25 protein-coding genes are annotated in these 25,372 nt (G+C 69.8%); 14 read left to right on the forward strand and 11 right to left on the reverse strand.

Features of this window, described 5'->3' with window-relative positions; translation table 11 throughout:
• The first annotated feature begins 125 nt into the window (after positions 1-125).
• From HDA39_RS04620 to HDA39_RS04640, 5 genes are all read left to right on the forward strand, one after another.
• A complete protein-coding gene (locus HDA39_RS04620; protein ID WP_184793998.1) occupies positions 126-1,193 on the forward strand; it encodes an NlpC/P60 family protein in 1,068 nt (355 codons plus the stop codon).
• Positions 1,194-1,337: 144 nt separating this feature from the next.
• Positions 1,338-2,963 (forward strand): hypothetical protein, encoded by a 1,626-nt coding sequence (locus HDA39_RS04625; protein WP_337925627.1) that lies wholly within the window; start codon positions 1,338-1,340, stop codon positions 2,961-2,963.
• Positions 2,956-4,188, forward strand: coding sequence for a M48 family metalloprotease (locus HDA39_RS04630; RefSeq protein ID WP_184793999.1), 1,233 nt, complete (start codon positions 2,956-2,958; stop codon positions 4,186-4,188). The genes HDA39_RS04625 and HDA39_RS04630 overlap by 8 nt, the downstream gene beginning before the upstream one ends.
• Complete coding sequence (locus HDA39_RS04635) at positions 4,185-5,288, forward strand: glycosyltransferase family 4 protein (RefSeq protein WP_184794000.1); 1,104 nt, start codon at positions 4,185-4,187, stop codon at positions 5,286-5,288. Before HDA39_RS04630 ends, HDA39_RS04635 begins: the two co-directional genes overlap by 4 nt.
• Before the next feature lie 187 nt (positions 5,289-5,475).
• The gene (locus HDA39_RS04640) at positions 5,476-6,627 is read left to right on the forward strand and encodes an alanine--tRNA ligase-related protein (protein ID WP_184794001.1); all 1,152 of its coding nucleotides are present in this window, start codon (positions 5,476-5,478) and stop codon (positions 6,625-6,627) included.
• Here the strand turns inward: HDA39_RS04640 and HDA39_RS04645 are convergent.
• The 4 genes from HDA39_RS04645 to HDA39_RS04660 form a co-directional block, all read right to left on the reverse strand.
• Positions 6,624-8,009 carry a carboxylesterase/lipase family protein gene (locus tag HDA39_RS04645; protein ID WP_184794002.1) on the reverse strand — a complete coding sequence of 462 codons (1,386 nt, stop codon included), beginning with the start codon at positions 8,007-8,009 and terminating at the stop codon, positions 6,624-6,626. The two genes, HDA39_RS04640 and HDA39_RS04645, sit on opposite strands and share 4 nt — an antisense overlap.
• Positions 8,010-8,014: 5 nt before the next feature.
• Positions 8,015-8,989, reverse strand: a complete 975-nt coding sequence (locus HDA39_RS04650) for an EamA family transporter (RefSeq protein WP_184794003.1) — start codon at positions 8,987-8,989, stop codon at positions 8,015-8,017.
• Between the two features lie 67 nt (positions 8,990-9,056).
• On the reverse strand, positions 9,057-9,728 hold the full coding sequence (locus HDA39_RS04655; RefSeq protein WP_202892868.1) for a DUF1345 domain-containing protein: 672 nt from the start codon (positions 9,726-9,728) through the stop codon (positions 9,057-9,059).
• A gap of 26 nt (positions 9,729-9,754) precedes the next feature.
• Positions 9,755-10,729, reverse strand: a complete 975-nt coding sequence (locus HDA39_RS04660; RefSeq protein ID WP_202892869.1) for a DUF5937 family protein — start codon at positions 10,727-10,729, stop codon at positions 9,755-9,757.
• A gap of 67 nt (positions 10,730-10,796) precedes the next feature.
• Between HDA39_RS04660 and HDA39_RS04665 the strand changes: the two genes are divergently transcribed.
• The gene (locus tag HDA39_RS04665) at positions 10,797-12,053 is read left to right on the forward strand and encodes an MFS transporter (RefSeq protein WP_337925628.1); all 1,257 of its coding nucleotides are present in this window, start codon (positions 10,797-10,799) and stop codon (positions 12,051-12,053) included.
• Here the strand turns inward: HDA39_RS04665 and HDA39_RS04670 are convergent.
• The 4 genes from HDA39_RS04670 to HDA39_RS04685 all read right to left on the reverse strand — a co-directional run bounded on the left by HDA39_RS04670 (position 12,007) and on the right by HDA39_RS04685 (position 16,179).
• Positions 12,007-12,564 carry a P-loop NTPase family protein gene (locus tag HDA39_RS04670; RefSeq protein WP_184794004.1) on the reverse strand — a complete coding sequence of 186 codons (558 nt, stop codon included), beginning with the start codon at positions 12,562-12,564 and terminating at the stop codon, positions 12,007-12,009. The genes HDA39_RS04665 and HDA39_RS04670 overlap by 47 nt on opposite strands.
• A gap of 25 nt (positions 12,565-12,589) precedes the next feature.
• The gene (locus HDA39_RS04675) at positions 12,590-13,240 is read right to left on the reverse strand and encodes a LysE family translocator (protein WP_202892870.1); all 651 of its coding nucleotides are present in this window, start codon (positions 13,238-13,240) and stop codon (positions 12,590-12,592) included.
• Between the two features lie 118 nt (positions 13,241-13,358).
• A complete protein-coding gene (locus HDA39_RS04680; RefSeq protein WP_184794005.1) occupies positions 13,359-14,366 on the reverse strand; it encodes a LacI family DNA-binding transcriptional regulator in 1,008 nt (335 codons plus the stop codon).
• 40 nt (positions 14,367-14,406) lie between these two features.
• On the reverse strand, positions 14,407-16,179 hold the full coding sequence (locus tag HDA39_RS04685; RefSeq protein WP_184794006.1) for a glycoside hydrolase family 36 protein: 1,773 nt from the start codon (positions 16,177-16,179) through the stop codon (positions 14,407-14,409).
• A 135-nt stretch (positions 16,180-16,314) separates the two neighbouring features.
• Between HDA39_RS04685 and HDA39_RS04690 the strand changes: the two genes are divergently transcribed.
• Genes HDA39_RS04690 through HDA39_RS04710 form a run of 5 tightly spaced genes read left to right on the forward strand, consistent with a single transcriptional unit; the run spans position 16,315 to position 21,437 of the window.
• On the forward strand, positions 16,315-17,592 hold the full coding sequence (locus HDA39_RS04690; RefSeq protein ID WP_184794007.1) for a glucosidase family protein: 1,278 nt from the start codon (positions 16,315-16,317) through the stop codon (positions 17,590-17,592).
• Positions 17,589-18,851 carry an extracellular solute-binding protein gene (locus tag HDA39_RS04695; RefSeq protein ID WP_184794008.1) on the forward strand — a complete coding sequence of 421 codons (1,263 nt, stop codon included), beginning with the start codon at positions 17,589-17,591 and terminating at the stop codon, positions 18,849-18,851. The genes HDA39_RS04690 and HDA39_RS04695 overlap by 4 nt, the downstream gene beginning before the upstream one ends.
• A gap of 8 nt (positions 18,852-18,859) precedes the next feature.
• Positions 18,860-19,915, forward strand: a complete 1,056-nt coding sequence (locus HDA39_RS43610; protein ID WP_202892871.1) for an ABC transporter permease subunit — start codon at positions 18,860-18,862, stop codon at positions 19,913-19,915.
• A gap of 3 nt (positions 19,916-19,918) precedes the next feature.
• Positions 19,919-20,815, forward strand: a complete 897-nt coding sequence (locus HDA39_RS04705) for a carbohydrate ABC transporter permease (RefSeq protein ID WP_184794009.1) — start codon at positions 19,919-19,921, stop codon at positions 20,813-20,815.
• Positions 20,816-20,870: 55 nt separating this feature from the next.
• Complete coding sequence (locus HDA39_RS04710; RefSeq protein ID WP_184794010.1) at positions 20,871-21,437, forward strand: cysteine hydrolase family protein; 567 nt, start codon at positions 20,871-20,873, stop codon at positions 21,435-21,437.
• Here the strand turns inward: HDA39_RS04710 and HDA39_RS04715 are convergent.
• Together HDA39_RS04715 and HDA39_RS04720 are read right to left on the reverse strand one after the other, a co-directional pair.
• A complete protein-coding gene (locus HDA39_RS04715) occupies positions 21,421-21,774 on the reverse strand; it encodes a hypothetical protein (protein WP_184794011.1) in 354 nt (117 codons plus the stop codon). The two genes, HDA39_RS04710 and HDA39_RS04715, sit on opposite strands and share 17 nt — an antisense overlap.
• Positions 21,764-22,123 (reverse strand): nuclear transport factor 2 family protein, encoded by a 360-nt coding sequence (locus tag HDA39_RS04720; protein WP_184794012.1) that lies wholly within the window; start codon positions 22,121-22,123, stop codon positions 21,764-21,766. The genes HDA39_RS04715 and HDA39_RS04720 overlap by 11 nt, the downstream gene beginning before the upstream one ends.
• 93 nt (positions 22,124-22,216) lie before the next feature.
• On the opposite strand from HDA39_RS04720, the gene HDA39_RS42105 reads away from it, so the two are divergent.
• Positions 22,217-23,407: a sigma-70 family RNA polymerase sigma factor gene (locus tag HDA39_RS42105; protein WP_184794013.1), complete on the forward strand. Its 1,191-nt coding sequence runs from the start codon at positions 22,217-22,219 to the stop codon at positions 23,405-23,407.
• A 33-nt stretch (positions 23,408-23,440) separates the two neighbouring features.
• Positions 23,441-24,046, forward strand: a complete 606-nt coding sequence (locus HDA39_RS04730; protein ID WP_202892872.1) for a hypothetical protein — start codon at positions 23,441-23,443, stop codon at positions 24,044-24,046.
• A gap of 170 nt (positions 24,047-24,216) precedes the next feature.
• Here the strand turns inward: HDA39_RS04730 and HDA39_RS04735 are convergent, their stop codons facing one another.
• Entirely contained in the window at positions 24,217-24,639 is a 423-nt protein-coding gene (locus HDA39_RS04735; RefSeq protein ID WP_184794014.1) for a VOC family protein, read from the reverse strand.
• Between the two features lie 175 nt (positions 24,640-24,814).
• Between HDA39_RS04735 and HDA39_RS04740 the strand changes: the two genes are divergently transcribed.
• Positions 24,815-25,369, forward strand: coding sequence for a cysteine hydrolase family protein (locus tag HDA39_RS04740; protein ID WP_184794015.1), 555 nt, complete (start codon positions 24,815-24,817; stop codon positions 25,367-25,369).
• The last annotated feature ends 3 nt before the right edge of the window (positions 25,370-25,372 follow it).

The following is a 25,372-nucleotide window of genomic DNA, read 5'->3' on the forward strand; positions in this document are numbered from 1 at the left end:
GGCCGGGCAGCAACCAGCCGAAGGGTGACCCACCGGCTGGCGGCGGATCTGCTGGGAGTAGGTTCGGCGCCACGAACGTGCGGTCGACGGGGACGGCGCGAGCAGAGGAAGGGACCGACCGGGCTGTGTCCACCGGACGCATCAACCGCACCAAGGGAATCGCTCTCGCCGCCATCACCAGCTCCGCCGTCGTCGCGGGGCTGCTGTTCTTCCAAGGCGCCGCGGACGCGGACCCGAAGCCCACGCTGGATCAGGCGAAGGCCCAGGTAGCGGCACTGCAGCACAAGGCCGAGCAGGCCGGTGAGTCCGCCAACGATCTGCGTGGTCAGATCAAGGCGTCGAACGACCGGGTGAAGGCGCTGCAGACCGGGATCAAGAAGCAGCAGGCCCAGGTCGACGCGGTGAAGCGGCAGATCGGCTCGCTCGCGGTCGCCGGGTACCAGACCTCCGGGATGACGACGACGGCGCAGCTGCTGCTGTCGACGAACCCCGACCAGTTCCTCAGCCAGGCCTCCACCGCCCAGGCGTACGCCGGCCAGCAGAACTCCGCGCTCCGCAAGTTCCAGGCCGCCCAGGGCAAGCTGGCCGACCTCCAGGCCAGCGAGCAGACCGAGCTGGCCGCGCTGCAGGCCGTGCAGGCGCAGCAGAACGGCCTGAAGAAGCAGATCCAGACCAACCTGGACGCCGCCGAGAAGGTGCTCGGCAAGCTCAGCGACGCCGAGCGGGAGCGGATCCAGGCGGAGAACGAGAAGGAAGCCGACGAGGCCCGCGAGCAGCGGACCAGCCGCAGCGGCCGGATGGACGACGAGGACGACGACAAAGAGCTGCCGAACGTTCCGGCCAGCGGCCGCGCGGCGGCCGCGGTCAACTACGCGATGGCCCAGCTCGGCGACCCGTACGTCTGGGGTGCCGAGGGTCCGAGCTCGTTCGACTGCTCCGGCCTGACGATGGCGGCCTGGAGCCGCGCCGGCGTCTCGCTGTCGCACTCCTCGAAGGCGCAGATCAACGAAGGCCGCCGGGTCAGCAAGAGCCAGCTGCAGCCGGGCGACCTGGTGTTCTTCTACAGCCCGATCAGCCACGTCGGGATGTACATCGGCAACGGCCGGATGGTGCACGCCAGCCGCCCGGGCAAGCCGGTCAAGACCGAGTCCATCAACGTCATGCCGTACAGCGGCGCGGTCCGCCCGGGCTGAGCAGGCGCGGGTTCAGATTCGTGATCGCGGCTCCGGGGAAGTACCCCCGGGGCCGCGTCGTTTCACCACCGGTGTGTTCTCCTGTCGGGGAGGACGCCTAAAGTGACTCCCCGGACGGGGGCAGGTGAGCAGCAAGGGGCCGAGGTGAACGAGGACCAGCGCGACACGACGCCGCTGCCTGCCGTTCCGCCTCGTGGCGACCCCGCGGGCAAGCCGCCGTCGGACCAGACGACCGTGGTCATCCCCGCCCAGCACGCCGCACGCCGCCCGGAGAAGACTCCGGTCACAGGTGGCGGCTGGTGGGACGACGCTCCCGCAGGCGAGATCAAGACCGCAGCTGAACGGCCGGCGCCGGCCACAGCAGATCCTCAACTTGCTCTTCTCGGAAGCAGTGACAAACCCCCAGGCGAAGGTTCCTGGAAGGGTGTTGTCTGGCCCCTGCCCAAGCCTCTCGTCAAGCGGATCGCCCTCGGCGCCGCGGTCGGGGTGGTCGGTGTCGCGGCGTTCGCCGGCATCCAGCAGCTCGGCGACGATCCCGCCGACCAGGCCGGGCCGAACGGCACGCCCAGCCCCGGCCAGACCTCCACGACCCCCGATGAAGCCTCCGAGGGTGTACGACGGGCCGTTGCCGGCGAGGCCGTGCTGCAGAAGATGGTCGACGCCGTCCGTGCCGAGAACCGCACCGAGTTCCTCGCCGCGATCGACCCGCAGGCCAAGAGCTTCGACGAGCAGGCCCGCACGATCTACACCAACCTCGGCAAGCTCCCGCTCGCGACCTTCCAGCTGCGCTACGTCAGCGACGACCCGGCCGCCCTCGAGCCGGACCGCACCCGCCAGCTCGGCGGCACCGAGTCCTGGCTCGCCCAGGTCGAGGTCTCCTGGCAGCTCACCGGCTTCGACGCGAAGCCGGCGCGCGAGACCCTGCCGGTCACGTTCGTCACCCGCGACGACGGTACGACGTACGCCGCCTCCTTCTCGGAGCGCTTCGTCGCCGGTCAGCGCCGGCCGATCTGGGCGCTCGGCAGCATCGACGTCGCCAAGAGCGAGCACAGCCTGGTGATCAGCCTCGACTCCCAGGCCAACGCCGACGACTACGCCGAGGTCACCGACCGCGCGGTCGACTCGGTCAGCAAGGTCTGGGGCCGCAACTGGCGGCAGAAGGCGGTCATCTACCTGCCGTCCAAGCAGTCCCAGATGGAGAACGTGCTCGGCGCCCAGCAGGGCACCTACACCCAGATCGCGGCCGTCACGATGGCCGAGCTGGACACCCCGCAGGTCGGCGCCCCGGTCCGGATCGTCGCGAACCCGAAGCTGTTCGACGAGCTCGGCAAGCAGGGCCGGCGGATCGTGCTGACCCACGAGACCACCCACGTCGCCTCGACCGCTACCGCCTCGCCGGTACCGTTGTGGCTGGCCGAAGGGTTCGCTGACTACGTCGCCTTCACCGCCGTGTCCGTGCAGGACGAGTCGGCGGCGAAGGAGCTGTTCAAGGCGATCCGGGCGGGCAAGGTCCCGAAGGGGCTGCCGGCCCCGGAGGCGTTCGCCGCGTCGTCGACGGAGCTCCCGCAGGCCTACGAGTCGGGCTGGCTGGCGTGCCGCCTGATCGCCGAGCGGGAAGGACAGAGCAAGTTGGTCAAGTTCTACCGGACCGTGCACGCGTCGAAGAGCCCGACCGGGCTGGCCGACGCGTTCCGCACCGTGCTGGGCACCACCGAGCAGCAGTTCGTCGCCGACTGGCAGAACTACATCAAGCGGCTCGCCGGTGTCTGACCGGCGCGCCCCCTGGATCGCCGGTCTGCTGGTCGCCGCCGCCCTGGTGGTGGTGATCGTCACCACCACGCCCTGGCACCTGATCGACCTGCCGAAGCCCGATCCCGCGCTCGACTTCACCAGCGCTGAGATCGACCGCCAGCAACGGTTCCGGCACGCTTTGTTGCCGTGGTCAACGACTTCCTGGGTGCTCTCGGTGGTCGTCCCGCTCGCGATCGGATTCAGCCCGCTCGGCAAACGCCTGTACGACGTACTGCGGCTGCGCCGCTGGTGGCTGGCCGTCCCGGTGCTGGTCGCCGCGCTCGGGCTGCTGACCTCGGTGATCACGCTGCCGACCGACGCGCTGGCCGAGCAGGTCACCCGCGACTACGGACTGTCGACCGAGAGCTGGGGGCTGTGGCTGCGCGACCGCGCGGTGAACTGGCTGCTGATGTCGGTCGCCCTGATCGCGATCGCGCTCGGCCTGATCGCGCTGGCGAAGAAGTGGCGGACCTGGTGGTGGGCGCCGGCCGCGATCGCCGGCGCGGTGCTGGTGCTCGGGGTGTCGTTCGCCTACCCGGTGCTGGTCGAGCCGCGGTTCAACGACTTCACCTCGATGGCGCCCGGAGCGCAGCGCGACGCGTTCATGCAACTCGCGCGCGAGGACGGCGTACCGGTGAAGGATGTCCTAGTTGCCGATGCGTCGAAGCGGACGACCGCGCTCAACGCGTACGTGTCCGGCTTCGGGTCGACGCGGCGGCTGGTCGTGTACGACACGCTGCTGAACGACGCGACGCCCGCGCAGGTCCGGCTCGTGGTCGCGCACGAGCTCGGGCACGCGGCCGAGGACGACGTCCTGCACGGGACGCTGATCGGGACGCTCGGCGCGGCGTTCGCCGTGGTGCTGCTGCGGTTGTTGCTCGGGGCCCGGATGGCCGACCCACGGCGTACGGCGTTGCTGCTGGCCCTGATCGTGTCCGGGACGACGCTGGCCGCCCCGGTGCAGAACCTGGTCAGCCGCAAGATCGAGGCCCGCGCCGACTACCACTCGCTGCGGCTGACGAACGACCCGAAGGACTTCGTCGAGATGCAGCACGCGCTGTCGGTGACGAACATCTCCGGCCTCGAACCGAGCGCCTGGCGCTACTGGATGTTCGCCAGCCACCCGACCCCACCCGAACGCATCGCGATGGGCCGGGCCTGGGGGACCGAGCACGGCGACCCCGTCCCGCCACTGGTCAAATGACGGTCCTGGTCGTCACCAACGACTTCCCGCCGAGACAAGGCGGCATCGAGACCTTCGTCCGGGCACTGTGCGACGAGCTGCCGGATCCGGTGGTCTTCACCTCTCACACATCAGCCGACAAGTCCTACGACCGCACGCTGGACTTCCCGGTGATCCGCGACCGCACCTCGATGCTCCTGCCCACACCTCGCGTCACCCGCCGCGCCGTCCAGCTCCTGCACGAGTACGACGCCGACCGCGTCCTCTTCGGCGCCGCCGCGCCGCTCGGTCTGATGGGCCCGGCGCTGCGCCAGGCCGGCGCCCAGCGAATCGTTGCCCTCAGCCACGGTCACGAAACCTGGTGGGCGAGCCTCCCGGCGACCCGTCAAGCGCTCCGAAGGATCGGCGACTCCGCCGACGCCGTCACCACCGTCTCGGCCTGGTGCGAGCAGCGAATCGCCCGCGCGTTGTCGCCCAAGGCAACGATCGAGCGCCTGACGCCGGGCGTCGACACGGCCAGATTCTTCCCCGGCTGCGGGGGAGACGAGGTCCGCGAACGCCTCGGCCTCCGAGGCCCGGTCGTCGCCTGCGTCTCCCGCCTGATCCCCCGCAAAGGCCAGGACACCCTGATCCGCGCCTGGCCCCGCGTCCTGGCCGCCGTACCGGATGCTGTCCTGCTGCTCGTCGGCGGCGGCCCCGATCGCCACCGCCTGGAGACGCTCGCCAAACCACTCGGAGACGCGGTCCGCTTCACCGGAGCCGTTCCCTGGCAGGACCTTCCGCCGTACGTCGACGCTGCCGACGTCTTCGCGATGCCCACCCGGACGCGCCGCTTCGGCCTCGAGCCGGAGGCCCTCGGCATCGTCACGCTCGAGGCGGCGGCGACCGGGAAGCCGGTGGTCGTCGGCGACTCGGGCGGTACGGCGGACACCGTCCGCCACGGCGAGACCGGGTATCTGGTCGACCCGTACAACCCGGTCGCGACCGCGGTCCGGCTGATCGAACTGCTGACCGATCCGGGCCGTGCGCAAGCATTCGGCCGGGCCGGCCGCGCGTGGGTCGAGGCCGAGTGGACCTGGGCCCGGTCCGGCGCCAAGCTCCGCGGCCTGCTCGACGTCTGACCAAAAGTGTGTACTCTTGGGGACATGCATCAGATGTCGCGCCTTGCCGCAGCCGTACGAGCTTCCCGCTCTCCGGCTGCCGCGGCCTGACCTCTTCTCACAGAAACCGGCGACCGGAAACGGTCCGCCGGTTTTCGCGTTTCCGAGGCCTGCACATCGTTTCCGGTCCACACCCCAAGGACCCGAAATGACCATCACCAAGACCTTCGTCGACTTCTTCACCGAGCACGGCCACACCCCGACCACGGGATCCTCGCTGATCCCGCGCCCCGGTGATCCGGTGCTCTTCACCACTTCCGGCATGCACCCGCTCACGCCGTACCTGGAAGGCGAACCACATCCACTGGGACGGCGCCTGGTCGGCGTGCAGCGATGTCTGCGCACGACCGACCTGGACGAGGTGGGCGACCCGACCCACCTGACCGTGTTCGAGATGCTCGGCTCGTGGTCGATGGGCGACTACGGCAGCGAGCAGACCCTGCGCTGGGGGTACGAGCTGCTCACCGAGCGGTTCGGGATCGACCCCGGGCAGCTGTACGTCACTGTGTTCGGCGGCGACGACCAGGTCGAGCTGGACCAGGAGTCGCTGCGCACCTGGCAGTCGCTCGGGCTGCCGATCGAGCTGACCACCGACGAGAACTGGTGGTCGAACGGCCCGACCGGTCCGTGCGGCCCGGACTCGGAGATCTTCGTCTGGACCGGCGAAGGCTCGCCCGAGGGCACGCCGACCACCGACGACCGCTGGGTCGAGGTGTGGAACCACGTGATGATGCGCTACCGCCGCCTCGACGACGGCTCGCTGGAGCCACTGGAGCAGCGCAACATCGACACCGGCCTCGGTCTGGAGCGGCTGACCATGCTGCTCGAGGGCAAGCAGTCGGTGTACGAGACGAGCCTGTTCGAGCCCTGGACGCAGACCGTTCCGAAGCTGTGGAAACTGGACGAGGAGTCGGAGCGGATCGTCATCGACCATCTCCGCTCCAGCATCGTGATCGTCGGCGACGGCGTGCACCCGTCGAACACCGGTCGCGGCTACGTGCTGCGCCGGCTGATCCGCCGGGTGCTGACGATCCTGTGGCGCGACGACGAGACCCGCTCGCTGTCGGACCTGCCGATCGAGCTGTTCCAGCAGACCCTGGACCACTTCCACCAGGGCGAACTGGTCACGCTGGTGCGGCGGATCATGATCGACGAGGAGATCCGCTTCACCAACCTGCTCGACCGTGGCCGGAAGATCCTCAGCCACGACCGCTTCCGCAAGCCGCTCGACGAGAGCGACTTCGAGTACCTGCACGAGACCCACGGCCTGCCGCGGGAGCTGGTGGACGCCCTGCTTTAGAAGACCTGGATGGCCCGGGTGGTCGTGTCGTACGGCGACCAGCCCGGGCTCCCGGTCTTCGCGAAGCTCACCCAGGCGGCGTGCACCCGGTCGGCCAGCTCTTGCGGCGGCTCCGACCCGAAGAGCGGAGACGTCGCCGTCGACAGAGTGTCGAACACGAACGGCAGCTCCAGCGAGTGGCAGGAGCCCAGCCCCTCCAGCGGCGACTCCCAGCTGAACTCGTACACGTACGCCGTACCGCCTGCTGCCTGCTGCGCCTCAGCGAGCCGGATGGTCGGCTGGGTGAAGGCGCGCTCGCTGCTGATCGCCGTGAAGATCTCACCCGGCGTACCGGTGTACTGCAGCGCCAGAGCCGGGTCCAGCCCAGCCCGCCCGAGCAGAACGGGCAGGGCCTCAGCAGTGATGCTCGCAGCGACTCCACTGGGCACACTGAACAGGTTGAACTCGTGCCGCGTCGTACCGGCCATCACCTCGACACCAGTCGCAGCGCCGCCTCTGATCGCAGCCAGCGGCTGCTGGTCGATCAGCTGCCCGTCGATCACCGGGAAGAACGGCATGATGCCGCCACCCGCCTGCACCGTCGTCACACCCCACCGAGCCGGGTCGGGCGCAGCCCGGAGCTCAGCAGACACCTGCTGCTGGACGGCGATCAGCTCAGCCGTCTCCACGGACTCCAGCCCGGCAGCAGTCGCCGGTACGCCGAGCCGCTTGGCCACCTCGGCCGTGACGAGTGCCAAGTCGCTGTCCAGTGCAGTCGCCTCAGCCGACCCGCTCTGCACGATCGCGCGGCGGAACAGCCCCTTCGCCGCCGGCACAGCGAGCAGCGTCGCCACGCTCATCCCGCCGGCCGACTGACCGAAGATCGTCACCTGCTCGGGGTCGCCGCCGAACGCGGCGATGTTGTCCCGGACCCAGCGCAGCGCCGCGAGCTGGTCGAGCAGTCCGCGGTTGCTGGGCGCGTCCGGCAGTACGCCGAAGCCCTGCACGCCGAGCCGGTAGTTGACGCCGACCAGCACGACACCGTCCCGGGCGAACGCGCTCCCGTCGTACGCCGGTGTGGCGTTGGACCCGTTGCGGAACGCGCCGCCGTGGATCCACACCATCACCGGCAGCCCGTCGCCGCCCGGCGTCCACACGTTGACGTTGAGGAACTCGTCGCCGTCCTGCGTCGGGTTCGTCAGCAGGACGTCGAAGGGCGGGTCGTACGGCGGCTGCGGCGCGGTCGGCCCCAGCTCGGTCGCGTCGCGCACCCCGTCCCACGGGGTGACCGGTTTCGGTGCCGCGTAGCCGACCGGGCTTCCGGCGTACGGGACGCCCAGGTACGCCGTCACGCCGCCGGTCGTGACGCCCCGGATCCGTCCGCCCTCAACTGTCAGCTCCATGCGGCCTATCCTCGCACCGACTCCGGAACCTCATCGGTGATCGGGATCTCGGCCGGCGCCACCTTGCCGACCGACGACTGCGCGACGAACGCGCCGAGCAGCACGATCGCGCCACCGATGATCTGGTTGGTGCTCAGCGTCTCGTTGAGCAGGATCCAGGCGAACAAGGTCGCGGCCACCACCTCGACGTACGCGACCGCTCCGCCGATCGCCGCCGAGAGCCGCTGGACCGCGGCCGCGCCGGCCAGGTACGCGACGACGGTGCTGACCACGATCAGCCAGGCCGCGAACAACCAGCCAGGCGCCGATCGCTCGCCGATCGCGATCGTGTCGGTGAGCGCGTTCCACGGAATGCCCCAGGGTGCCGCGATCGCGGTCAGCAGGATCGCGCCGACGACGCTGCCCGCGGCCGTCATCACCAGCGGGTCGGCGACGCCGGTCAGCTTGTCGATCAGGATGAAGTACGTCGCCTGGCACGCGGCCGCGCCGAGCCCGGCGAGCAGGCCGACCAGGTCGAGCTGGACGCCGGACCAGACCTCGACCACGGTCGCGAGCCCGACCAGCGCGATCCCGACGCCGAGCGCGGCCGACTTCGGCACGGCGACCTTCCGGCCGAACTTGAGCCACGCGACGACCAGTACCGGCCCGGAGAACTCGAGCAGGATCGCCACGCCGACCGGCAGCCGGCTCGCGGCGATGAAGAACAGCGTCTGGCAGCCGGCGATCCCGGTCAGGCCGTACAGCACGAGCTGCGGCCAGGACGCGCGCGCGGCCCGGAGCCCGGCCGCGCCGCGGAAGATCAGCACCAGCGGGACGAGCAGGGCGGCGGCGCCCAGGATCCGCAGCCAGGCGGCCTGCTGCGGCGACATCCCGGCGCCGATCAGGGCCTTGGCGAACGGCCCCGACCCGCCGAACGTGATCGCCGAGAAGAGCGCGAAACCGAGACCGATCGACTTGGTCCGGGCAGCATCCTGTGTCATGGGCGTCATGCTGTCACACCCATTACACGGCGTCGAGGGTGTTTCCAGGCCTTGGTCGTCGTCGTGGTCAGAGCACGTTGACCGCCCGGGCCGCGACCACCGCGATCGTGAGCAGCGAGATCGCCGACTGCACTGTCATCAGCGCCTTGACTCGCGCCGACAGCGGCATCGTGTCGGTCGGGCTGAACGCGGTCGCCGCCGTGAACGCCACGAAGAGGTAGTCGGTGAACCCGGGCAGCCATTTCTCCCACCCCGGGATCTCGGCCGTCATCTGCGGGAACAGCAGGTCCGCCCGCTCCACCTCGTGCTCGTGCTCGGGCGCCCGCGCGAACGGCCCACCGCGGTCGACTTCCCAGTACCAGACCGCGAAGGCCACGACGTTCGTCACCCAGATCAGCAGCGCGGACTTCACCAGCACCATGCCGTCGGTGGCGTTGCCGGAGGTCAGGTAGTCGATCAGCCCGGCCAGGTAGATCCCGTTGAACACCACGAGTGCGCCCAGCAGCGCCAGCTCGACCCACCGGAGCCAGGGCTCGTCGCGGCTCAGGTGGAACGGGTTCATCCACACCAGCGGCACCAACAGCGCGGCACCCATCGCAGGCAGCAGCCAGCGGGGGAGCGACAGCACCTGCGCCGGCACAGCCACCTGCAGCGCCAGTACGACGAGCACCGCGAGCGATGCCGGCCACCTGCGCATGTGCTTCTTGCTGAGCGCTACAGCCTTCGGGACCTTGATCACTCCAGCATTCTGACGCGTCGGTGCCCTTAGCCGACGGATGCGTCGACCACGGCCTGCCCGACGTCCGTACGCCGGTAGTGCACCTGGTGGCTCGTCCGACGCCGGGTCACCAGCCCAGCGCCGTACAGGGCCTTGAGATGTTCAGCCACGGTGCCCAGTGCCAGCCCGTACTGCGCCGCGAGCGCACTGGTCGTAGCGGGCGGGTCCAGCGCCGTCAGCAGGGTCGCGCGCGTGCGGCCGAGCAGGGTGGCCAGGGGGTCGGGTGCGGCCGGTGCGTCGTCCCAGAGGCGGGCCGCGCCGCGGGCCGGGTAGACCAGCGTCGGTTGGTAGCCGGGGGCAACTACTGCGACCAGGTACGGCCAGGCGAAGGCGCCGGGAACCAGGAGCAGGCCCTCGCCGGTCAGCTCGCTGTCCGGCTCGCGGTAGCGGGACGCGATCAGGCGGTCGTTCCAGGACAGCGTGGGATGCAGGTCGTCGAAGAGCTTCGCGAGTCCGCCGCTGGTCAACTGTTCACCGCGGTGAGCGATGTCGTCCTCGAGCACGCGACTGATCGCCGGCCAGTCGGGCTCGATCAGAGTGGTCCAGGCGCTCTCGATCTGGTCGGCGAACCGCTCCCGCGTACCGGCCGGATCGGCCAGCATCCGGTCGATCGCGGGCGCCGCCGGGTTGTTCAGTTCGTCCCGCGACCTGATGAGCTCAGCCCGTACGACGTCGAGCGGCGCGGTCCGGACCCGCGCGATCTCCGTACTGAACTTGGCCCGCGAAGCCTTCGGCGGGGGAGTGAGGAAGTCCGGCGTGAATCCGCTCCGCGGCTGCACTGCCCGCAGCATGGTCAGGTCGAGCCGCGCTGCCGCCTCGGCCTTCGCCGCGACCCAGGGAGAGTAGAGCGGCCGGTGCTTGCTCCCGTTCAGCACGCGCACCGCCGACACCGTCTCCCACAGCGGCGACATCCCGAACCGGCACCGCAGCGCGTCGGCCCGGCTGAACCGCAGGACGGTCATCGGCACGAACTTTCGGTCATTTCCGAAACTATAGTCCGTGATGCTGTCGTGGGGTCACGCTCGCAGCGTGAGTACGCAGCCAGCCAGCGCCCCGCAGTCGACCAGGCCCGCGCAGTCGACCAGTTACCTGTCCGTCCTGCGCATCCCCGGCCTCCGCGCCGTGTTCACCGCGCACGCCGTCTCCATGGTCGGCACCGTCGCGGCCCAGGTCGCGCTCTCCATCCTGATCTTCGACCGCACCGGCTCACCTTTGCTCTCCGCGCTCGTCCTGGTCTGCTCGTTCCTGCCGTACGCCCTCGGCGGCACAGTCTTCTCGTCCATCGCAGACCGCTACCCAGCTCGCCCGCTCCTGGTGACCTGCGATCTCCTCAGCGCGCTGTGCATCGCGGCCATGCTCATCCCCGGCCTACCGGTCGCAGCCCTGCTCGGGCTGCTGCTGCTCACGGGCCTGATCGCCCCGATCTTCGCCGGTGCCCGCTCGGCCAGCCTCACCCAGTTGCTCCCCGCTAACCTCTTCCCGACCGGCCGATCCCTGCTGCGCACGATCAGCCAAACCACGGTCCTCACCGGCTTCGCCCTGGGCGCGATCGCGGTCGCCGCGATCGGTCCGACCTGGCTCTTGGCCCTCGACGTCCTGACCTTCGCGCTCTCCGCCGTACTGATCCGCTTCGGTACGCCGCCGACCCCAGCACCAGGAGCCGGCGGCAACACCCTGCAGGCTTCGCGCGAAGGCCTCCACTACCTCTTCACGACGCCCAAGGTCCGCAACCTGCTCCTGCTCACCTGGGCAGCCCCCGCCTTCTCCGCCGTCCCCGACGGCTTGGCCGTCGCGTACGCCGCCCAAACCGGCGCCGCCGCGTCTGCCGCCGGTGCCCTCTTCACGGGCTACGCCGCCGGCACCGTCCTGGGCGAGGTGGTTGCCACGCGCCTCAGTCCCGCGACCCGCCGCAGACTCCTCGTTCCCTTGCTCCTGGCAACCCAACTCCCCGCGATCGCCTTCGCCTTCACCCCGTCGGTCGCAGGCGCGGCCGTCCTGCTCGCCGTCGCTGGAAGCGGCCACGCCTTCAACCAGGCCATCGACCCGATGATCCTGGCCACCGCCGACCCGTCGTACCGAGGTCGCCTCTTCACCGTCCAAACCAGCGGCCTGATGACAGTCCAAGGCGTGACCATCGCCCTGGCCGGGGTCGTCGGCACCTTCGTCCGCCCCAACCTGACCATCACCTGCGCGGGCGTCCTCGGCGTACTGGTCACCCTGACTCTGGCCAGAAAGGTGATCAGCTCAGAAACCGCCGCACCTGACGCCGGGACCGCAGCCGGATGAACTGAGCCTGCGGGAACGCGGCCTGATCCACCGCCTCGTACTCACGCTTGCTCGGTCCGTACGTCCGCCAGGCCCACACCACGATCGACCGCGACGGATCCCCGCTGAGCTGATCCCTGAGCGGCCGCTCGCGGTTCCCGTTCCACAGCTCGACGCCGGTCGCCGTCCGCCGGAGGGTGCGCAGGATCAGCTGCCACATCACGACCACCCGCGGCAGATCCACCCACACCACGGCATCGGCCGCTCCCCAGGTGATGGCCCGGATCCGCGCCGAGTAGTTGCCGTCGACAACCCAACCACCAGACGCCGTCGCCGCCGCGACCCGCTCCACGAACTCGTCCTCCCCGAGCTTCGTCCACCCGGCCTGCCAGAACAACGCATCCAGCTCGACCTGCGGTACGCCGAGCCGCCCGCTCAACCCCCGAGCCACCGTCGACTTCCCACCCCCGGCGACGCCGATCACCACCACCCGCGACACCGGGCCGTGCACCGGTCCATCCGTCCACCCCATCCCGCGACCGTACCGGGTCGGTGGGCTACGGAGCCGCGACCGGCTGGGCTCGGTCGGTGGCGAGCTTCACGGCGAACACGGCCAGGGCGGTGCCCGTCACATAGCGGTGGATCTTGGCCCACAGCGGTTTGCGGCTGAAGAAGATCGCGACCGAACCGGCGGTGATCACGAAGATCGCGTTCACCAGGACGCCGACCGCGGTCTGCACGAGCCCGAGGATCAGGCTCTGGGCACCGACGTGCCCCCGCGACGGATCCACGAACTGCGGCAGCAACGAGATGTAGAGGATCGCGATCTTCGGGTTCAGCAGGCAGGTGAGCAGGCCCATACCGAAGAGCTTCCGCGGGCGGTCCGGTTCCAGGGCGTTCGGGGTGAACGCCGAGCTGCCGCCGGGGCGCAGCGCCTTCCAGGCCAGCCAGAGCAGGTAGACCGCGCCGGCGAGCTTCAGCCCGACGTAGATCTCCGGCACCAGCGCGAACAACGTCGCGAGTCCGGCAGCCGCCGCCAGCAGGTAGATCAGGAACCCGGTGCCAACGCCCGCCAGCGAGATGAGCCCGGCGCGGCGCCCTTGGACGACCGACCGCGAGACGAGGTAGATCATGTTCGGCCCGGGCATCACCACGAGACCCAGTTCGATCAGTGCGATCCCGATCAATGCTTCCGTGCTGACCACCATCGCCACTCCTCACGTCGTCACCGCCTCGGTGAACCTAACAGCCGCACCGACGGGCCCCGCAGGGGTTTTCCCCAGGTGAGACGACGCGCGGTCCAGCTCGTCGACGACCCGCTGCGCCTCAGGCGCTGGCGCGGACGACCAGGGGAGCGGTCACCAGGCACCCCGGCTGGTCGGACTCACCGGCGATCTCCCGCAAGGCGCGCTGGAACAGGCTGTGCGCGATGTCCCGCAGCGGGATCCGTGCCGTGGTCAGTGGAGTGTCGAGCATGCTCGCGAACGGGAAGTCGTTGAAGCCGGTGACCGCGACCTCCTCGCCGGCCTTCACCCCCAGGCGCTGCAGCGCCCGCATCGCGACCACGGCGAACGCGTCGTTGTCGGCCACGAACACGTCCGGGCGGTGCTCGCACTCCATCGCGGCCGTGACGAAAGCACCGACGCGATCGAGGTCGTCGAACGACTCCGTCGAGTGCGGAGCGGAGAACTCCCGCCGGAACCCTTCCTCCCGCTGGTGCACCCACGGCAGCTCACTCATCGTTCGCAGGTACGCCGCACGCGAGCGCCCCTTCGTGTGCAGGTACCGCCCGATCGCCGCCATCGACTCGACGTTGTCCACGTCGACCCAGCACTGCCGCTGCCCGGGACCGGTGCGTCCGAACGCCACGAACGGAAACCCCTTCGCGCTGAGGAACTCGATCCGTGGATCGTGCGGCATCGTCTCCAGGACGACGATCGCGTCGACCTGCCGCGCGGCGATCAGCTGCTCGTACAACGCGATCTCGGTCTTGCCCTCGGTCGGCGTCGTCACGTGCACGCCGTACCCGGAGACCGCGGCGGCCTTCACCAGCCCGCCCAGCAGGCCGTGCAGGAAACCACCGAGCCCCGGGTCCACGTCGTCGTCCAGGTACAGCGGCAGGCCGATCACCTGGCTGCGGCCGGACGACAACGCGCGGGCGGCGTGGTTCGGCGTGTACCCGAGCTCGTCGATCGCGGCCTGCACCGACGCCACCGTCTGGTCGCTCACCCGGTGCGGCGCGTTCAGCACGTTGGACACGGTCATCGCCGACACCCCGGCCTTCCGCGCCACGTCGGCCACGGTCGTCCGCCGGCTCTTCCGCTCGGTCGCCATCAATCCCCCTTCGTCACGCCCATCCAACCAGCGCCGTGCGTCACCCGGCGACTCGCTCGATCCTGGCCACCCCACCGACCGGTACGTCGAGCGCCCACAACCCTTCCGGCGGAGTCGCGGTACGCCGCCCGACCTCGACGCCCGAGCAGTCCGACACGACGACCTCGACCGGCCCGTCACCGGCACCGTCGAGCAGCACGGTCGGCTCGTTCCCGCCGTTCACCAGCAGCAGTACGCCGGCCGGCGCGTTCAGCCGGACGACGGGATTCGAGTACACCGCCACGATCGTCTCCTCGGCCGAGATCGCCGCGACCTGCGTGTACCGGGCGTCGGGCCGCACCGGCACCAACTCGCCCCGCAGCAGCGTCGCCGCATGATCGCGCAGGAACCCGAGCCAGTACTGCACCACGCGATCGTGTGCCTCCGGCAACGAACCGAGCTCCACCGACACCTGCGCCGAACTGAACAGCACCCCGATAAACTGCTCGGCCACGGCTTCCGGCGACGCCTCCGGATGCCACATCAGCATGTCCGAGTGCACCGCCCGGTCGCCGGCGAGCAGCCGCGCGTCGACCGTGCGGACCCGGTTCTCCACCGCGTCCAGAGCGCAGTCGCCCGCGCGCAGGAACGTCCCGTACTGCCACAGCCGCGGGTTCACGTAGTCCTGCCGGAACTCGATCAGCAGGTCCGGCCGTAACCGTTGCAGTTCGTCCCGGACCGCGGCGAAGAACAGCTCGACGCCTTCGTCGACCGTCGCGCAGTCGCCCTCCGGCGCGGGCGGCGGGTTCTTCCAGGCCCAGCTGTCGATGAAGTCGATCTTCAGCCCGTCCACACCCCAGTCGCGCACCGGCCGGACGCAGCACTCGACCAGATGCTCGCGGACCTCCGGGTACCGCGGGTCGAGTGCGACCGTGGTCTGCTCGTCGTCGAGGAATCCGAGCGCCCGGTCGCCGAACCGGTCCCAGGCCTTCGAGTGCCGGCCCATCAGCGGCGGCGCGATCCACAGCACGTAGGCGACGCCGAGCGCGTGCACCCGCCGGACGTGCTCGGCCATGTCGGGGAAGCTGCTGCTGGTCGGCTCCCAGTCACCGCAGTACGCGTAACCGCGCGCGGTGTTGTCGGTCTGCCAGCCGTCGTCGACGATCACCGCGCTGCACCCGTACTGCGCGCCGGTGGACGCGTGCCGCTCCACGGACTCCTCGGACACGTGCTGGTGGTCGGAGTACCAGGTCGAGTACATCGCGGTGCGCGCGACCTCCGGCACCGGCACGATCCGGTCGCCGAGCTCGGCCGTCCACGCGTCGGTGACCCCCCGCAGCCCGGCGGCGAAGTGCAGCGCGCGCAGATCGATCCTGAGCGTGAACCGGTGCTGCCCGTCGACCAGCTCGACGTCGTCGACCACGAGCTCGACCAGGTGCTCGGCGGTCTCCTCGTTCACCCCCACGGCGAAGTCGCAGCCCCGCACGCCGGACGACAAGGACACGACCAGCGGGCTCACGTCGTCGGTCCGCACCAACGCGGCGACCGGCGCCGACCGGACCGAGCGGACGTCGCGCTGCGAGCCCCAGTCGGTCGGGAGGTTGCGGTGCGACCCCTGAGTCGCCTGCCACAGCGTCGCCGCGCCCTCGACCGGCCAGGTCCACCGGATCCGCACCGGCTCCGCCCGCAGGTCCGCGGCGACGAGCTCGACCAGTTGCACTCCGGTCGCCGGCGCGTCCAGCACGCGGACCGAGCCGGCCGAGACCGTGGCGGTCCGGGTGGTCGAGCCGTCGGAGGAGCGCACCTCGAAGGAGGCCTGGAGCGGGACGGGCATGGCGACTCCTGTCGTCGGGACTTCACTCTCGGCATTGACTATAGCGGTAAAATAAGGCTGCACCCAAGGTATTGACGAATGCGCCATCCGTGCTAATTTTACCGCTAAACACGGATTCGTCGAAAGGTGGCCGCGATGCCGGAGCCGACCGTCACGTCGGACAGCGCGTACGTCGAGAACGCCTTCGCCTGGGCGCGTGAGCGCGCGCTGGCGTGGGTGATGACGGACGCCGCGCCGGCCAACCTGCCGTCGTACTGGGCGGGGTATCCGTCGCGGGAGATGTTCTACTCACGCGACGTCTGCCACCAGGCCGGCGGTGCGCATCTACTCGGCCTCGACGCGGAGAACTTCGCGATGCTGAAGCACTTCGCCGCGTCCGCCACTGCGGTCCGCAAGTGGTACCCGGTCTGGGCGTTCCACTTCGACGGCGCGATCGCCGCGCTCGACTACCGCGGCGACGACGAGTTCGTGCGGGAGATCCCCGCCGTCTTCGACCTGACCTGGCGCGCCCTGGAGCAGTACGAGTGGACCGGCGACCGGCGCTGGCTCGACGATCCCGACCTCGCGGCGTACTACCGGCGATCGGTCGGCGAGTTCGTCGCGGCGCACGACCACGACGGCGACGGCGTACCGGAAGCTCCCGGGACCGGTGACATCTTCGTCGGCTCCGCGACGTACAACGAGCAGGACGCCGAGCACCCGCTGATCGTCGCCGCGGACGGAATCGCCCTGCAGTACGCCGCCCTCAACGCGCTCGCGCGCCGGTACGGCGACGAGTACGGGCAGCGTGCGGACAAGATCCAGCAGGAGTTCCTGGCGACCTGGTGGGACGAGCGGCACGGCCGGTTCGCCCGCGGCCGGACCGTCGACCACGGTCTCGACTTCGGCTGGGGTCTGGAGGCGAGCTGGATCGGGCCGATGACCGGACTCACCGGCGACGGCCCGCACAACGAGCTGTTCCTGGACTTCGTCGAGCAGCAGCTCGAGCTGTCGCCGCCGAAGAACATCGAAGCCTTCAGCTACCTGCCCGAGGTGTTCTTCCGGCACGGCCGCGACGAGTCCGCCTGGCGCTGGCTGCGCCACCTGATCGACAGCCGCGACGACTATCCCGAGGTCTCGTTCACCGTCGTGCACCACCTGGTGGCGGGGCTGCTCGGGCTGCGACCGGACGCCGCGGCGGCCACCCTGTCCATCGACTCCCACCTGCCGGCCGACATCGGCCGACTGACCGCCGACCACGTCCGGGTCGGCGGGTGGGACCTCCGCATCGCCCAAGAAGGACGGCACACGACAGAGGTCACCGTGCACAGCGGACCGGGGCCGCTCACGGTGACCGTCGGATCGGCCGGCACCAGCACGATCCAGCCCGGCGGGACCGTCCGGGTGACCACAGAGACGAAGGACCCCTCATGAAACTTCGCAACCGCCTGCTCCCGCTCGGAGCCGGACTCACCGCCCTGCTGCTCGCCGCCGGATGTGCGACCGGCAGCCAGCCGGCCGCCAACAGCGGTGGCGGCGACGAGAACGGCGACATCACCTTCTCGTTCTGGGGCACCAACTCCGAGGCCGCCTCGCTGAAGGCGATCGCGGCCGCCTTCGAGCAGGCCAACCCGGGCACCAAGGTCACCACCAACTGGATCCAGGCCGACTACGAGCAGAAGCTGCAGACCTCGATCGCGGCCGGAACGCAGTCCACCGTGATCGAGATCAGCAACAACACCCTGGCCGGGTTCGCGCCGAGCTTCGCCGAGCAGCAGGTCGACCCCGGCAAGTTCGTCCAGCCGAACATCTCCGAGGCACTGAAGTTCGAGGGCAAGTACTACGCCACCCCGTTCACCGCGAAGCCGAAGGTGATGGCGGTCAACCTCGACGCCTTCAAGGCCGCCGGGCTGCCGGCGCCGAGCCCGACCACGCCGCTGACCCTGGACGGGTTCAGGACGATCGCCGCGAAGCTGTCCCACGGCGAGGGCAAGAACCGCGTGTTCGGGACCAGCAACATGTGGTTCAAGGGCTGGCTGACGGCCGCCGGCGGCGGTTTCTACAACGCCGACGCCACCGCCTGCACGTTCGGCGACAGCCAGGGCATCTCGACCGCGCAGTACATCGTCGACCTGCAGAAGGAGCGCGTCGCGCCGAACTCGATCGACATCGAGGGCCAGGACCAGGCGCAGTGGTTCGCGGCCGGCCGGCTCGGCACCTTCAGCGACTTCGGGCCATGGACGGTCGCCGACTTCGCCAAGATCAGCAAGCCGAACTGGACCCTCGTCCCGGTGCCGGGCCAGGGATTCCCGCTGGAGATCGGTGGCCTGGCGATCGCGAAGAACGCGGGTGGCAAGAAGGCCGAGACCGCCAAGAAGTTCGTCGAGTTCGCCAGCACGCAGCAGGTGGCTCAGGACCTGCTGATCCAGGGCAACACCGCGCTCGGCGTACCGATCATCGCCGCCTCGACGCCGACGCTGGAGAAGGTGCTGCCGGCCGGGCGCAACCTCGCGGCCTTCACCACCGCGATGAAGACCGGCCAGATCAGCCCGTCGGTGCCGCGCGAGGGACAGATCGCCGGTGACGCCGACAAGGGCATCACCAGCTACACGCCGCTGGGCAGCGGCAAGGACGACGTGGCCAAGGTCCTGCCCGGCCTCAACGACAAGTGCACCGCGGCCCTGAAGCAGTGAGGTAGACCGTGAACCCGACCATCGGATGGATCCGCCAGCTCGCGGAGTCCTGGGGAGTTCCCGCGGTCCTGGTGCCGCTGGTCCCGTTCCTGGTCCTGCTGATCGTCCTGTACGCCGTGATCGGGCTTGCGGCGTACGGGGCGTTGCGCAAGTGGCCGCGAGCCGACAAGACGATCGCGTTCTGGCTCTTCATCTCGCCCTGGCTGATCGGCTTCCTGATCTTCACCGTCGGCCCGATGCTGTCCTCGATCTACGTCAGCCTGACCTCGTGGGACCTGATCACGCCGCCGGAGTTCGTCGGCGTGGCCAACTACTCCGAGGCCTTCCAGGACCCGCGCGTCGCTCAGGCGATCAAGGTCACCCTGCTGTACGCCGTGATCAGCGTGCCGCTGCAGACCGCGCTCGCGTTCGCCGTCTCCCTGCTGATGAACGTCGACCTGCCGGGGATCCGGCTGTTCCGCACGATCTGGTACCTGCCGAGCCTGGTGTCCGGCGTGGCCCAGATCGTGCTGTTCCTCTGGGTCTTCAACCCGCAGTACGGGCTGGTGAACGACATGCTCGGCAAGGTCGGGATCGCCGGGCCGGGCTGGTTCAACGACGCATCCTGGGCGCTGCCGACGGTGATCCTGATGAGTCTGTGGACGGTCGGCGGCGCGATGGTGATCTACCTGGCCGGACTGAAGGACGTGCCGACCACGCTGTACGAGGCCGCGGCGCTCGACGGTGCCGGACCGCTGCGCCTGTTCTGGCACGTCACGCTGCCGCAGCTGAGCCCGATCATCTTGTTCAACGTGCTGACCGGCATCATCGGCGCCCTGCAGATCTTCACCCAGGGCTTCATCGTCAACGGCGGCCCCAAGGACTCGCTGCTGTTCTTCGTCTACTACCTGTACGACAACGCGTTCCAGAACTTCCGGATGGGCTACGCGTCGGCGCTGGCCTGGATCCTGTTCGTCATCATCATGGCGCTGACCGCCGTGACGCTGCGCGGGAGCGCGTTCGCGATCTACTACGAGACCGAGATGGGCGGGCGGCGCCGCCGTCCGCGCGTGAGGAGGGGCTGAGCCATGGCCGCACTGGTCGACACCGGCCGCGCCACCGACACGGCAGCGACCGTTCGCCGCGCGGACCGGCCCTACTGGCGGCGCAACCTGCCACTCACGCTCGTGCTGTACGTCGTACTGGGGCTCGGATCGCTCGCCTTCGTGTACCCGTTCCTCTGGATGATCGCGACGTCGCTGCGCTCGCTCGCCGGGGTCGGCAACGCCGGCGCGAGCATCTGGCCGAGCGAGTTCCTCTGGGGCAACTACACCCGGGCGATCACGTCGTTCCCGTTCTGGCGGTACGCGCTGAACTCGATGCTCACCACGCTGATCCCGATCGTCGGCACGGTGTTCTCCTGCGCGCTGGCCGGGTTCGCGTTCGCGCGGCTGCGGGTGCGGTTCTCCGGGGTCGTGTTCGCCGTCGTCCTGGCGACGATGCTGCTGCCGGGGGAGGTGACGATGGTTCCCCAGTTCATGCTGTTCAACAACCTGGGCATGATCGACACGTTGTACCCGCTGATCCTGCCCGCGTTCTTCGGGTCGCCGTTCTACATCTTCCTGTTCCGGCAGTTCTTCTCCCGGATGCCGGCCGAGCTGGCCGACGCCGCAGTGGTCGACGGGTGCGGGTGGTTCAAGATGTTCCTGCTCGTCTACCTGCCGCTGGCGCGTCCCGCGGTGGTGGCGATCTCGATCCTGCTGTTCATGGGCTACTGGAACAACTTCCTCGGCCCGGCGATCTACATCAACTCCGACCAGTGGAAGACCCTGCCGCTGGCTCTGGCCGGCTTCCAGTCCGTCAACGGCACCGACACCCCGTTGCTGATGGCAACCTCGGTGCTGATCACGCTGCCGTGCCTGGCGATCTTCTTCCTGGCCCAGAAGCAGATCACGAACGGCATCACCTTCACGGGCGGGCGGTGATCGGGGCCGGGGGAATCCGGTTGACCCGATGGCGGTGCTCGTCGATGATCCACCCATGTCTGAGCGCGGGAAGCCTGTCGACGGGCTGCTGATCATCGACGTCCAGGTCGGGCACGTCCAGGGCGACCACGCCGTACCGGACGCGCGGCCGCTGGCCGAGCAGGTCGCAGTGCTGCTCGACGCGGCGCGGGAGGCGGGGGCGCTGGTCGTCCACGTCCAGAACGACGGTGAGGAAGGGCAAGTGGACGCGCCGGGGACTCCGGGGTGGGAGTTGCACTTCGCGCCGGTGGCCGGCGAGACGGTGATCCGCAAGGAGTACGACGACGCGTTCCGGGAGACCTCGCTGGAGGAGCTGCTGACCGCGGCGGAGGTGAAGTCGCTGGTGGTCTGTGGGCTGATGTCGGAGATGTGTGTGAGCGCGACTGCCCGGACGGCGCTCGATCGCGGGTACCGGGTGGTGCTGCCGCACGACGCGCACGGCACGACCGGCGTACCGGGGACGCCCGGGCTCGGTGAGGCGATCCCGGCCGCCGTCGTGTCCCGCGTCGCCGAGTGGGCGCTCGGCGACGGCGCCGGGATCGTCCCGCATGCGAAGACGGTGACCTTCAGCCGCCGCGGCTGACGAAGGTGTGCGCCTCGGCCAAGAGGTCACCCCATCGAGTGGGGTCGGTCGGGTAGGGCACAGCGGCCCACTCGCGGGTTTGGTTGCGGCCGATGTGTACGGGCTCTGCCTCGCCGGCTGCCAGTAGTTCGGCGACGCGGGGCGCGGGGAGCTTGAGAATCAGCTCTCCCTCGCGACCCACGAACGCGAACACCTTGGACGATCTCGCCCCGCTGTCGGGCGCGACCCGCAACGCCTCGCTGCCGAACATGAGCGAGCGATCGACGTCCGGTACGTCGTCGTACGCGGCGGCGAGCTCGTCGAGGAGTTCCTGGCCCTGGCGGCGATCAGGGTGCATCGGCGGCCCGGGCTTCGGCGAAGGGGAGCCGGTCGAAGATGATGCGCAGGTGGGTGATGCGACCGTCCTCGACCGTGAGCAGTTCCGCGCCGGGCGCGCTGGCGACCGGGACCGTGCGGGTGTCGTACATCAGCAGCGCGGTCGACTCGTCGCCGTACGACGCGACGAGGGCGGCCTCGAGCAGGATCTTCGAGAACGGCTCCATGAACTCACGGAACCCCTCGGCGCCCTCGATCGGTCCGGCCGGGGCGAGGCAGACGATGTCGTCGGCGACGTACTGCATCGCGGCCTCGAAATCGTGGCCGGTCCAGGCGCGGTGGTAGGCGAGGGCGATGTCGAGTGCGGTCATCGGGTGGATCCTTCCGGTCGAACGGCTGATGAATGGGTAGACACCGCTCGGACCACGATCGGAACTGTCCACGCTGACTGACACGATGGGGCGATGACGAGTCCGTTGCTGGAGCGTGCGCAGGGTGGGGACGAGCGCGCGTTCCAGGAGCTCACCGCGCCGCACGTCCGCGAGTTGCACCTGCACTGCTACCGGATGCTCGGCTCGGTCACCGACGCCGACGACCTACTGCAGGAGATCCTGCTCGCGGCGTGGACCGGGCTGGACGGATTCGCCGGCCGGTCGTCGCTGCGCACCTGGCTCTACCGGATCGCCACCAACCGCTGCCTGAACGCGATCCGCGACGGCAAGCGCCGCCCGCCGACCGAGCCGCTCCCGCCGTTCGACCCACCGGAGCCGACCCGGCGCGGCGACATCACCTGGCTGCAGCCGTACCCCGACACCTGGCTCGAGGACCACGCCGTACGCCGGGAGACCATCGAGCTCGCCTTCGTCACCGCACTGCAACGCGTCCCACCCCGCCAGACGGCGACGCTAGTGCTGGTCGATGTCCTCGGCTTCACGATCGCCGAAGTCGCCGACCAGATGGACACCACCCCGACGGCCGCCAAGGGCGCCCTGCAACGCGCCCGCGCCGCGATGAAGCAACCACGCTCCCGCAGAGCTGCTGACCGCGAGGGGGAACGGGCGGGCCGCGCGCCGGTTGACGGCGCGGGGGAGCGAGCGGGCGGTGTGCCGGGTGACGGCGCGGGGCAGTGGGTGGTCGGTGTGCCGGTCGCGGGGGAGCGAGCGAGCGGTGTGCCAGGTGACGGCGCGGGGGCGCGGGTAGGCGGTGTGCCGGGTGACGGCGCGGGCGAGCGCGCCGGCGATGTGCCGGTCTACGGCGCGCGGGAGCGGGCGGGAAACGTGCCCGTTGACAGCGAGCGTGAGTGGGCGGTCGCTCGGCGGTTCGCGGCGGCGTTTGTTGCCGATGACATCGAGGCGGTGACGAGTCTGCTCACCGACGACGCCTGGCTGGCGATGCCGCCGGCGCCGCACGAGTACCAGGGCGCCGTGGCGATCGCGGCGTTCCTCCGGGCGAGCGCCAACGCGGACGGCCGCCGTGATGCGCAGCTGCGGCTGGACGCGAGCGGGTGCAACCACCAGCCGGGCCTCATCTGCTACTTCCTCGTCGAGGGCCGGGACCCTTGGTACGCGGGCCGGTTCGTCCTCACGATCGACGGCGAACGGATCAGCCGGATCACCCGGTTCCTCGAGCCCGCGCTGGAGAAGGTGCTGACCTAAACACTTCGTACCAACGGCGTACGGACTGGCACGATGTCCGGTGTGGACCTGGTGATCATCTTCGGACCCTCAGCCGTCGGAAAAATGGCCGTAGGGCACGCTCTGTGCGAACTCACCGGCTACAAGCTGTTCCACAACCACGCGATCATCGAACCGGTGCTGGAGATCTTCCCGTTCGGCTCGCCGCCGTTCACCCGCCTGGTCTCGGAGTTCCGCCGCCTCGTCATCGAGGAGGCCGCGGCCTCGGACCTGCCCGGCCTGGTGTTCACCTTCGTGTGGGGCCTCGACAATCCCGGCGACGCCGACCTGGTCGCGTCGTACCTCGAGATCGGCGAGTCCCACGGCGGCCGCTCCCGGCTGGTCGAGCTCTACGCCGAGCAGTCCGAGCGGATCGCGCGCAACAGCACGCCGTTCCGGCTCGAACGCAAGGCCAGCAAGCGCGACCTCGAGTTCTCACAGACCAACCTGCTGGAGATGGACGCCAAGCACACCCTCAACACCGGCGGCCCGCGCACGAAGGCCGAGGACCTGATCGAGAAGTACGACCACCTCCGGATCGACAACACCCACCTCACCGCGCACCAGACGGCGGAGCAGATCGCGGCGGCCTTCAGCCTCCCGGCCGACGCCCACCACTGATCAACCCCACCCGCCACGCCGCCCCGCGTAGGACGGCGAGGATCACCGACGCGCGGCCCTGAGCGGGCGCCCCGCCGGACGAGGTGGGCCGATCAGTGGTGGCCACGGGCGCCCGGTCCGGTTGCTCCGGCGACCTCGGCTTCCCCAGCTACTGGAACGTGGGCGACGACTCAGCGCGCCTGGCGGGCTTCGATGATCTCCAGGTAGTGCGGGTTGTGCATGATGCCCAGCACGTTGCCGAACGGATCGACGACCGAGGCCGTGGTGAAGTCGCTGCCGGAGTGCGACGTGATGGGCAGGTACTCCTGGGCGCCCATCGCCAGCAGCTTGTCGAACGTCGCCTGCAGATCGTCGACGTGCCAGTGCATCACCGCGCCGCCGGGTGCGTTGCCGGCGCCGGGCGGCGCGTACTTGCGGTCGATGAAGCCCAGCTCGTCGCCGTCGTCACCGATCCGGAACTCGATGTATGCCGGCGGCGCCGGCGCGGCCGGGAAGGCGAAGTCGATCTCCTGGCCGAGCAGTTCGGTGTACCAGTCCCGGGCCGCGGCCAGGTCGTCGGCGTAGAAGCTGATGGTGGCGAATCCTCGGAACATCGGGTTCTCCCTGAGTCTCCGCGGTGGCGTGTCCACCGCGATGAGACCATCCTGCGCCGGATAAGTGCTCACCCAATGAGCACTTTCCCGAAGAACTTTCGGGACAGACACAAACTGTCGGCGACGGGATCTACGATCGCGGGATCAGGCTTCGAACAGCGCTCCGGGAGGGCCCATGACCACGCTGACCGATCGACCGAACACCGCGCTGCTCGTCATCGACGTGCAGAACGGCGTGATGGACGGCACCCACGACCGTGAGTCCGTGGTCGCCAACATCGCGGCGCTGGTCGACAAGGCCCGCACGGCCGGCGTCGAGGTCGTCTGGGTCCAGCACAGCAGCGACAACCTGAAGCGCGGCACCGCCGAGTGGCAGTACGTCGCGGAGCTGGCCCGCGCCGAGGGCGAGTCCGTCGTCCACAAGCAGTACCCGGACTCCTTCGAGGCCACCGACCTGGAGCCCGTCCTCGCCGAGCGCGGCATCGGCCGCCTGTTCGTCTCGGGCGCGCAGACCGATGAGTGCATCCGCTCCACCCTGCACGGAGCCATCGCCCGCGGCTACGACGCCACTCTCGTCGCCGACGCCCACACCACGGAAGACCTGTCCGAGTGGGGCGCGCCCACGCCGGACCTGGTCATCGCCCACACCAACCTGTACTGGGACAACCACCAGGCCCCGGGCCGCACCGCCGGCACGACCACCACTGCCGAAGCCGACTTCAGCAGCTGAGAA

Source organism: Kribbella italica (assembly GCF_014205135.1).
Classification (GTDB): Bacteria; Actinomycetota; Actinomycetes; order Propionibacteriales; family Kribbellaceae; genus Kribbella; species Kribbella italica.

Bases quoted from the DNA above. Each gene is read 5' to 3' on its own strand.
- HDA39_RS04710 (WP_184794010.1), top strand. From the start codon at position 20,871: ATGTCTGAGCGCGGGAAGCCTGTCGACGGGCTGCTGATCATCGACGTC.
- HDA39_RS04685 (WP_184794006.1), bottom strand. From the start codon at position 16,179: ATGCCCGTCCCGCTCCAGGCCTCCTTCGAGGTGCGCTCCTCCGACGGC.
- HDA39_RS04740 (WP_184794015.1), top strand. From the start codon at position 24,815: ATGACCACGCTGACCGATCGACCGAACACCGCGCTGCTCGTCATCGAC.
- HDA39_RS04705 (WP_184794009.1), top strand. From the start codon at position 19,919: ATGGCCGCACTGGTCGACACCGGCCGCGCCACCGACACGGCAGCGACC.
- HDA39_RS04715 (WP_184794011.1), bottom strand. From the start codon at position 21,774: ATGCACCCTGATCGCCGCCAGGGCCAGGAACTCCTCGACGAGCTCGCC.
- HDA39_RS04690 (WP_184794007.1), top strand. From the start codon at position 16,315: ATGCCGGAGCCGACCGTCACGTCGGACAGCGCGTACGTCGAGAACGCC.
- HDA39_RS04640 (WP_184794001.1), top strand. From the start codon at position 5,476: ATGACCATCACCAAGACCTTCGTCGACTTCTTCACCGAGCACGGCCAC.
- HDA39_RS04660 (WP_202892869.1), bottom strand. From the start codon at position 10,729: ATGACCGTCCTGCGGTTCAGCCGGGCCGACGCGCTGCGGTGCCGGTTC.
- HDA39_RS04680 (WP_184794005.1), bottom strand. From the start codon at position 14,366: ATGGCGACCGAGCGGAAGAGCCGGCGGACGACCGTGGCCGACGTGGCG.
- HDA39_RS04730 (WP_202892872.1), top strand. From the start codon at position 23,441: ATGTCCGGTGTGGACCTGGTGATCATCTTCGGACCCTCAGCCGTCGGA.
- HDA39_RS04650 (WP_184794003.1), bottom strand. From the start codon at position 8,989: ATGACACAGGATGCTGCCCGGACCAAGTCGATCGGTCTCGGTTTCGCG.
- HDA39_RS04675 (WP_202892870.1), bottom strand. From the start codon at position 13,240: ATGGTGGTCAGCACGGAAGCATTGATCGGGATCGCACTGATCGAACTG.
- HDA39_RS04645 (WP_184794002.1), bottom strand. From the start codon at position 8,009: ATGGAGCTGACAGTTGAGGGCGGACGGATCCGGGGCGTCACGACCGGC.
- HDA39_RS04670 (WP_184794004.1), bottom strand. From the start codon at position 12,564: ATGGGGTGGACGGATGGACCGGTGCACGGCCCGGTGTCGCGGGTGGTG.
- HDA39_RS04720 (WP_184794012.1), bottom strand. From the start codon at position 22,123: ATGACCGCACTCGACATCGCCCTCGCCTACCACCGCGCCTGGACCGGC.
- HDA39_RS04735 (WP_184794014.1), bottom strand. From the start codon at position 24,639: ATGTTCCGAGGATTCGCCACCATCAGCTTCTACGCCGACGACCTGGCC.
- HDA39_RS04635 (WP_184794000.1), top strand. From the start codon at position 4,185: ATGACGGTCCTGGTCGTCACCAACGACTTCCCGCCGAGACAAGGCGGC.
- HDA39_RS42105 (WP_184794013.1), top strand. From the start codon at position 22,217: ATGACGAGTCCGTTGCTGGAGCGTGCGCAGGGTGGGGACGAGCGCGCG.
- HDA39_RS04695 (WP_184794008.1), top strand. From the start codon at position 17,589: ATGAAACTTCGCAACCGCCTGCTCCCGCTCGGAGCCGGACTCACCGCC.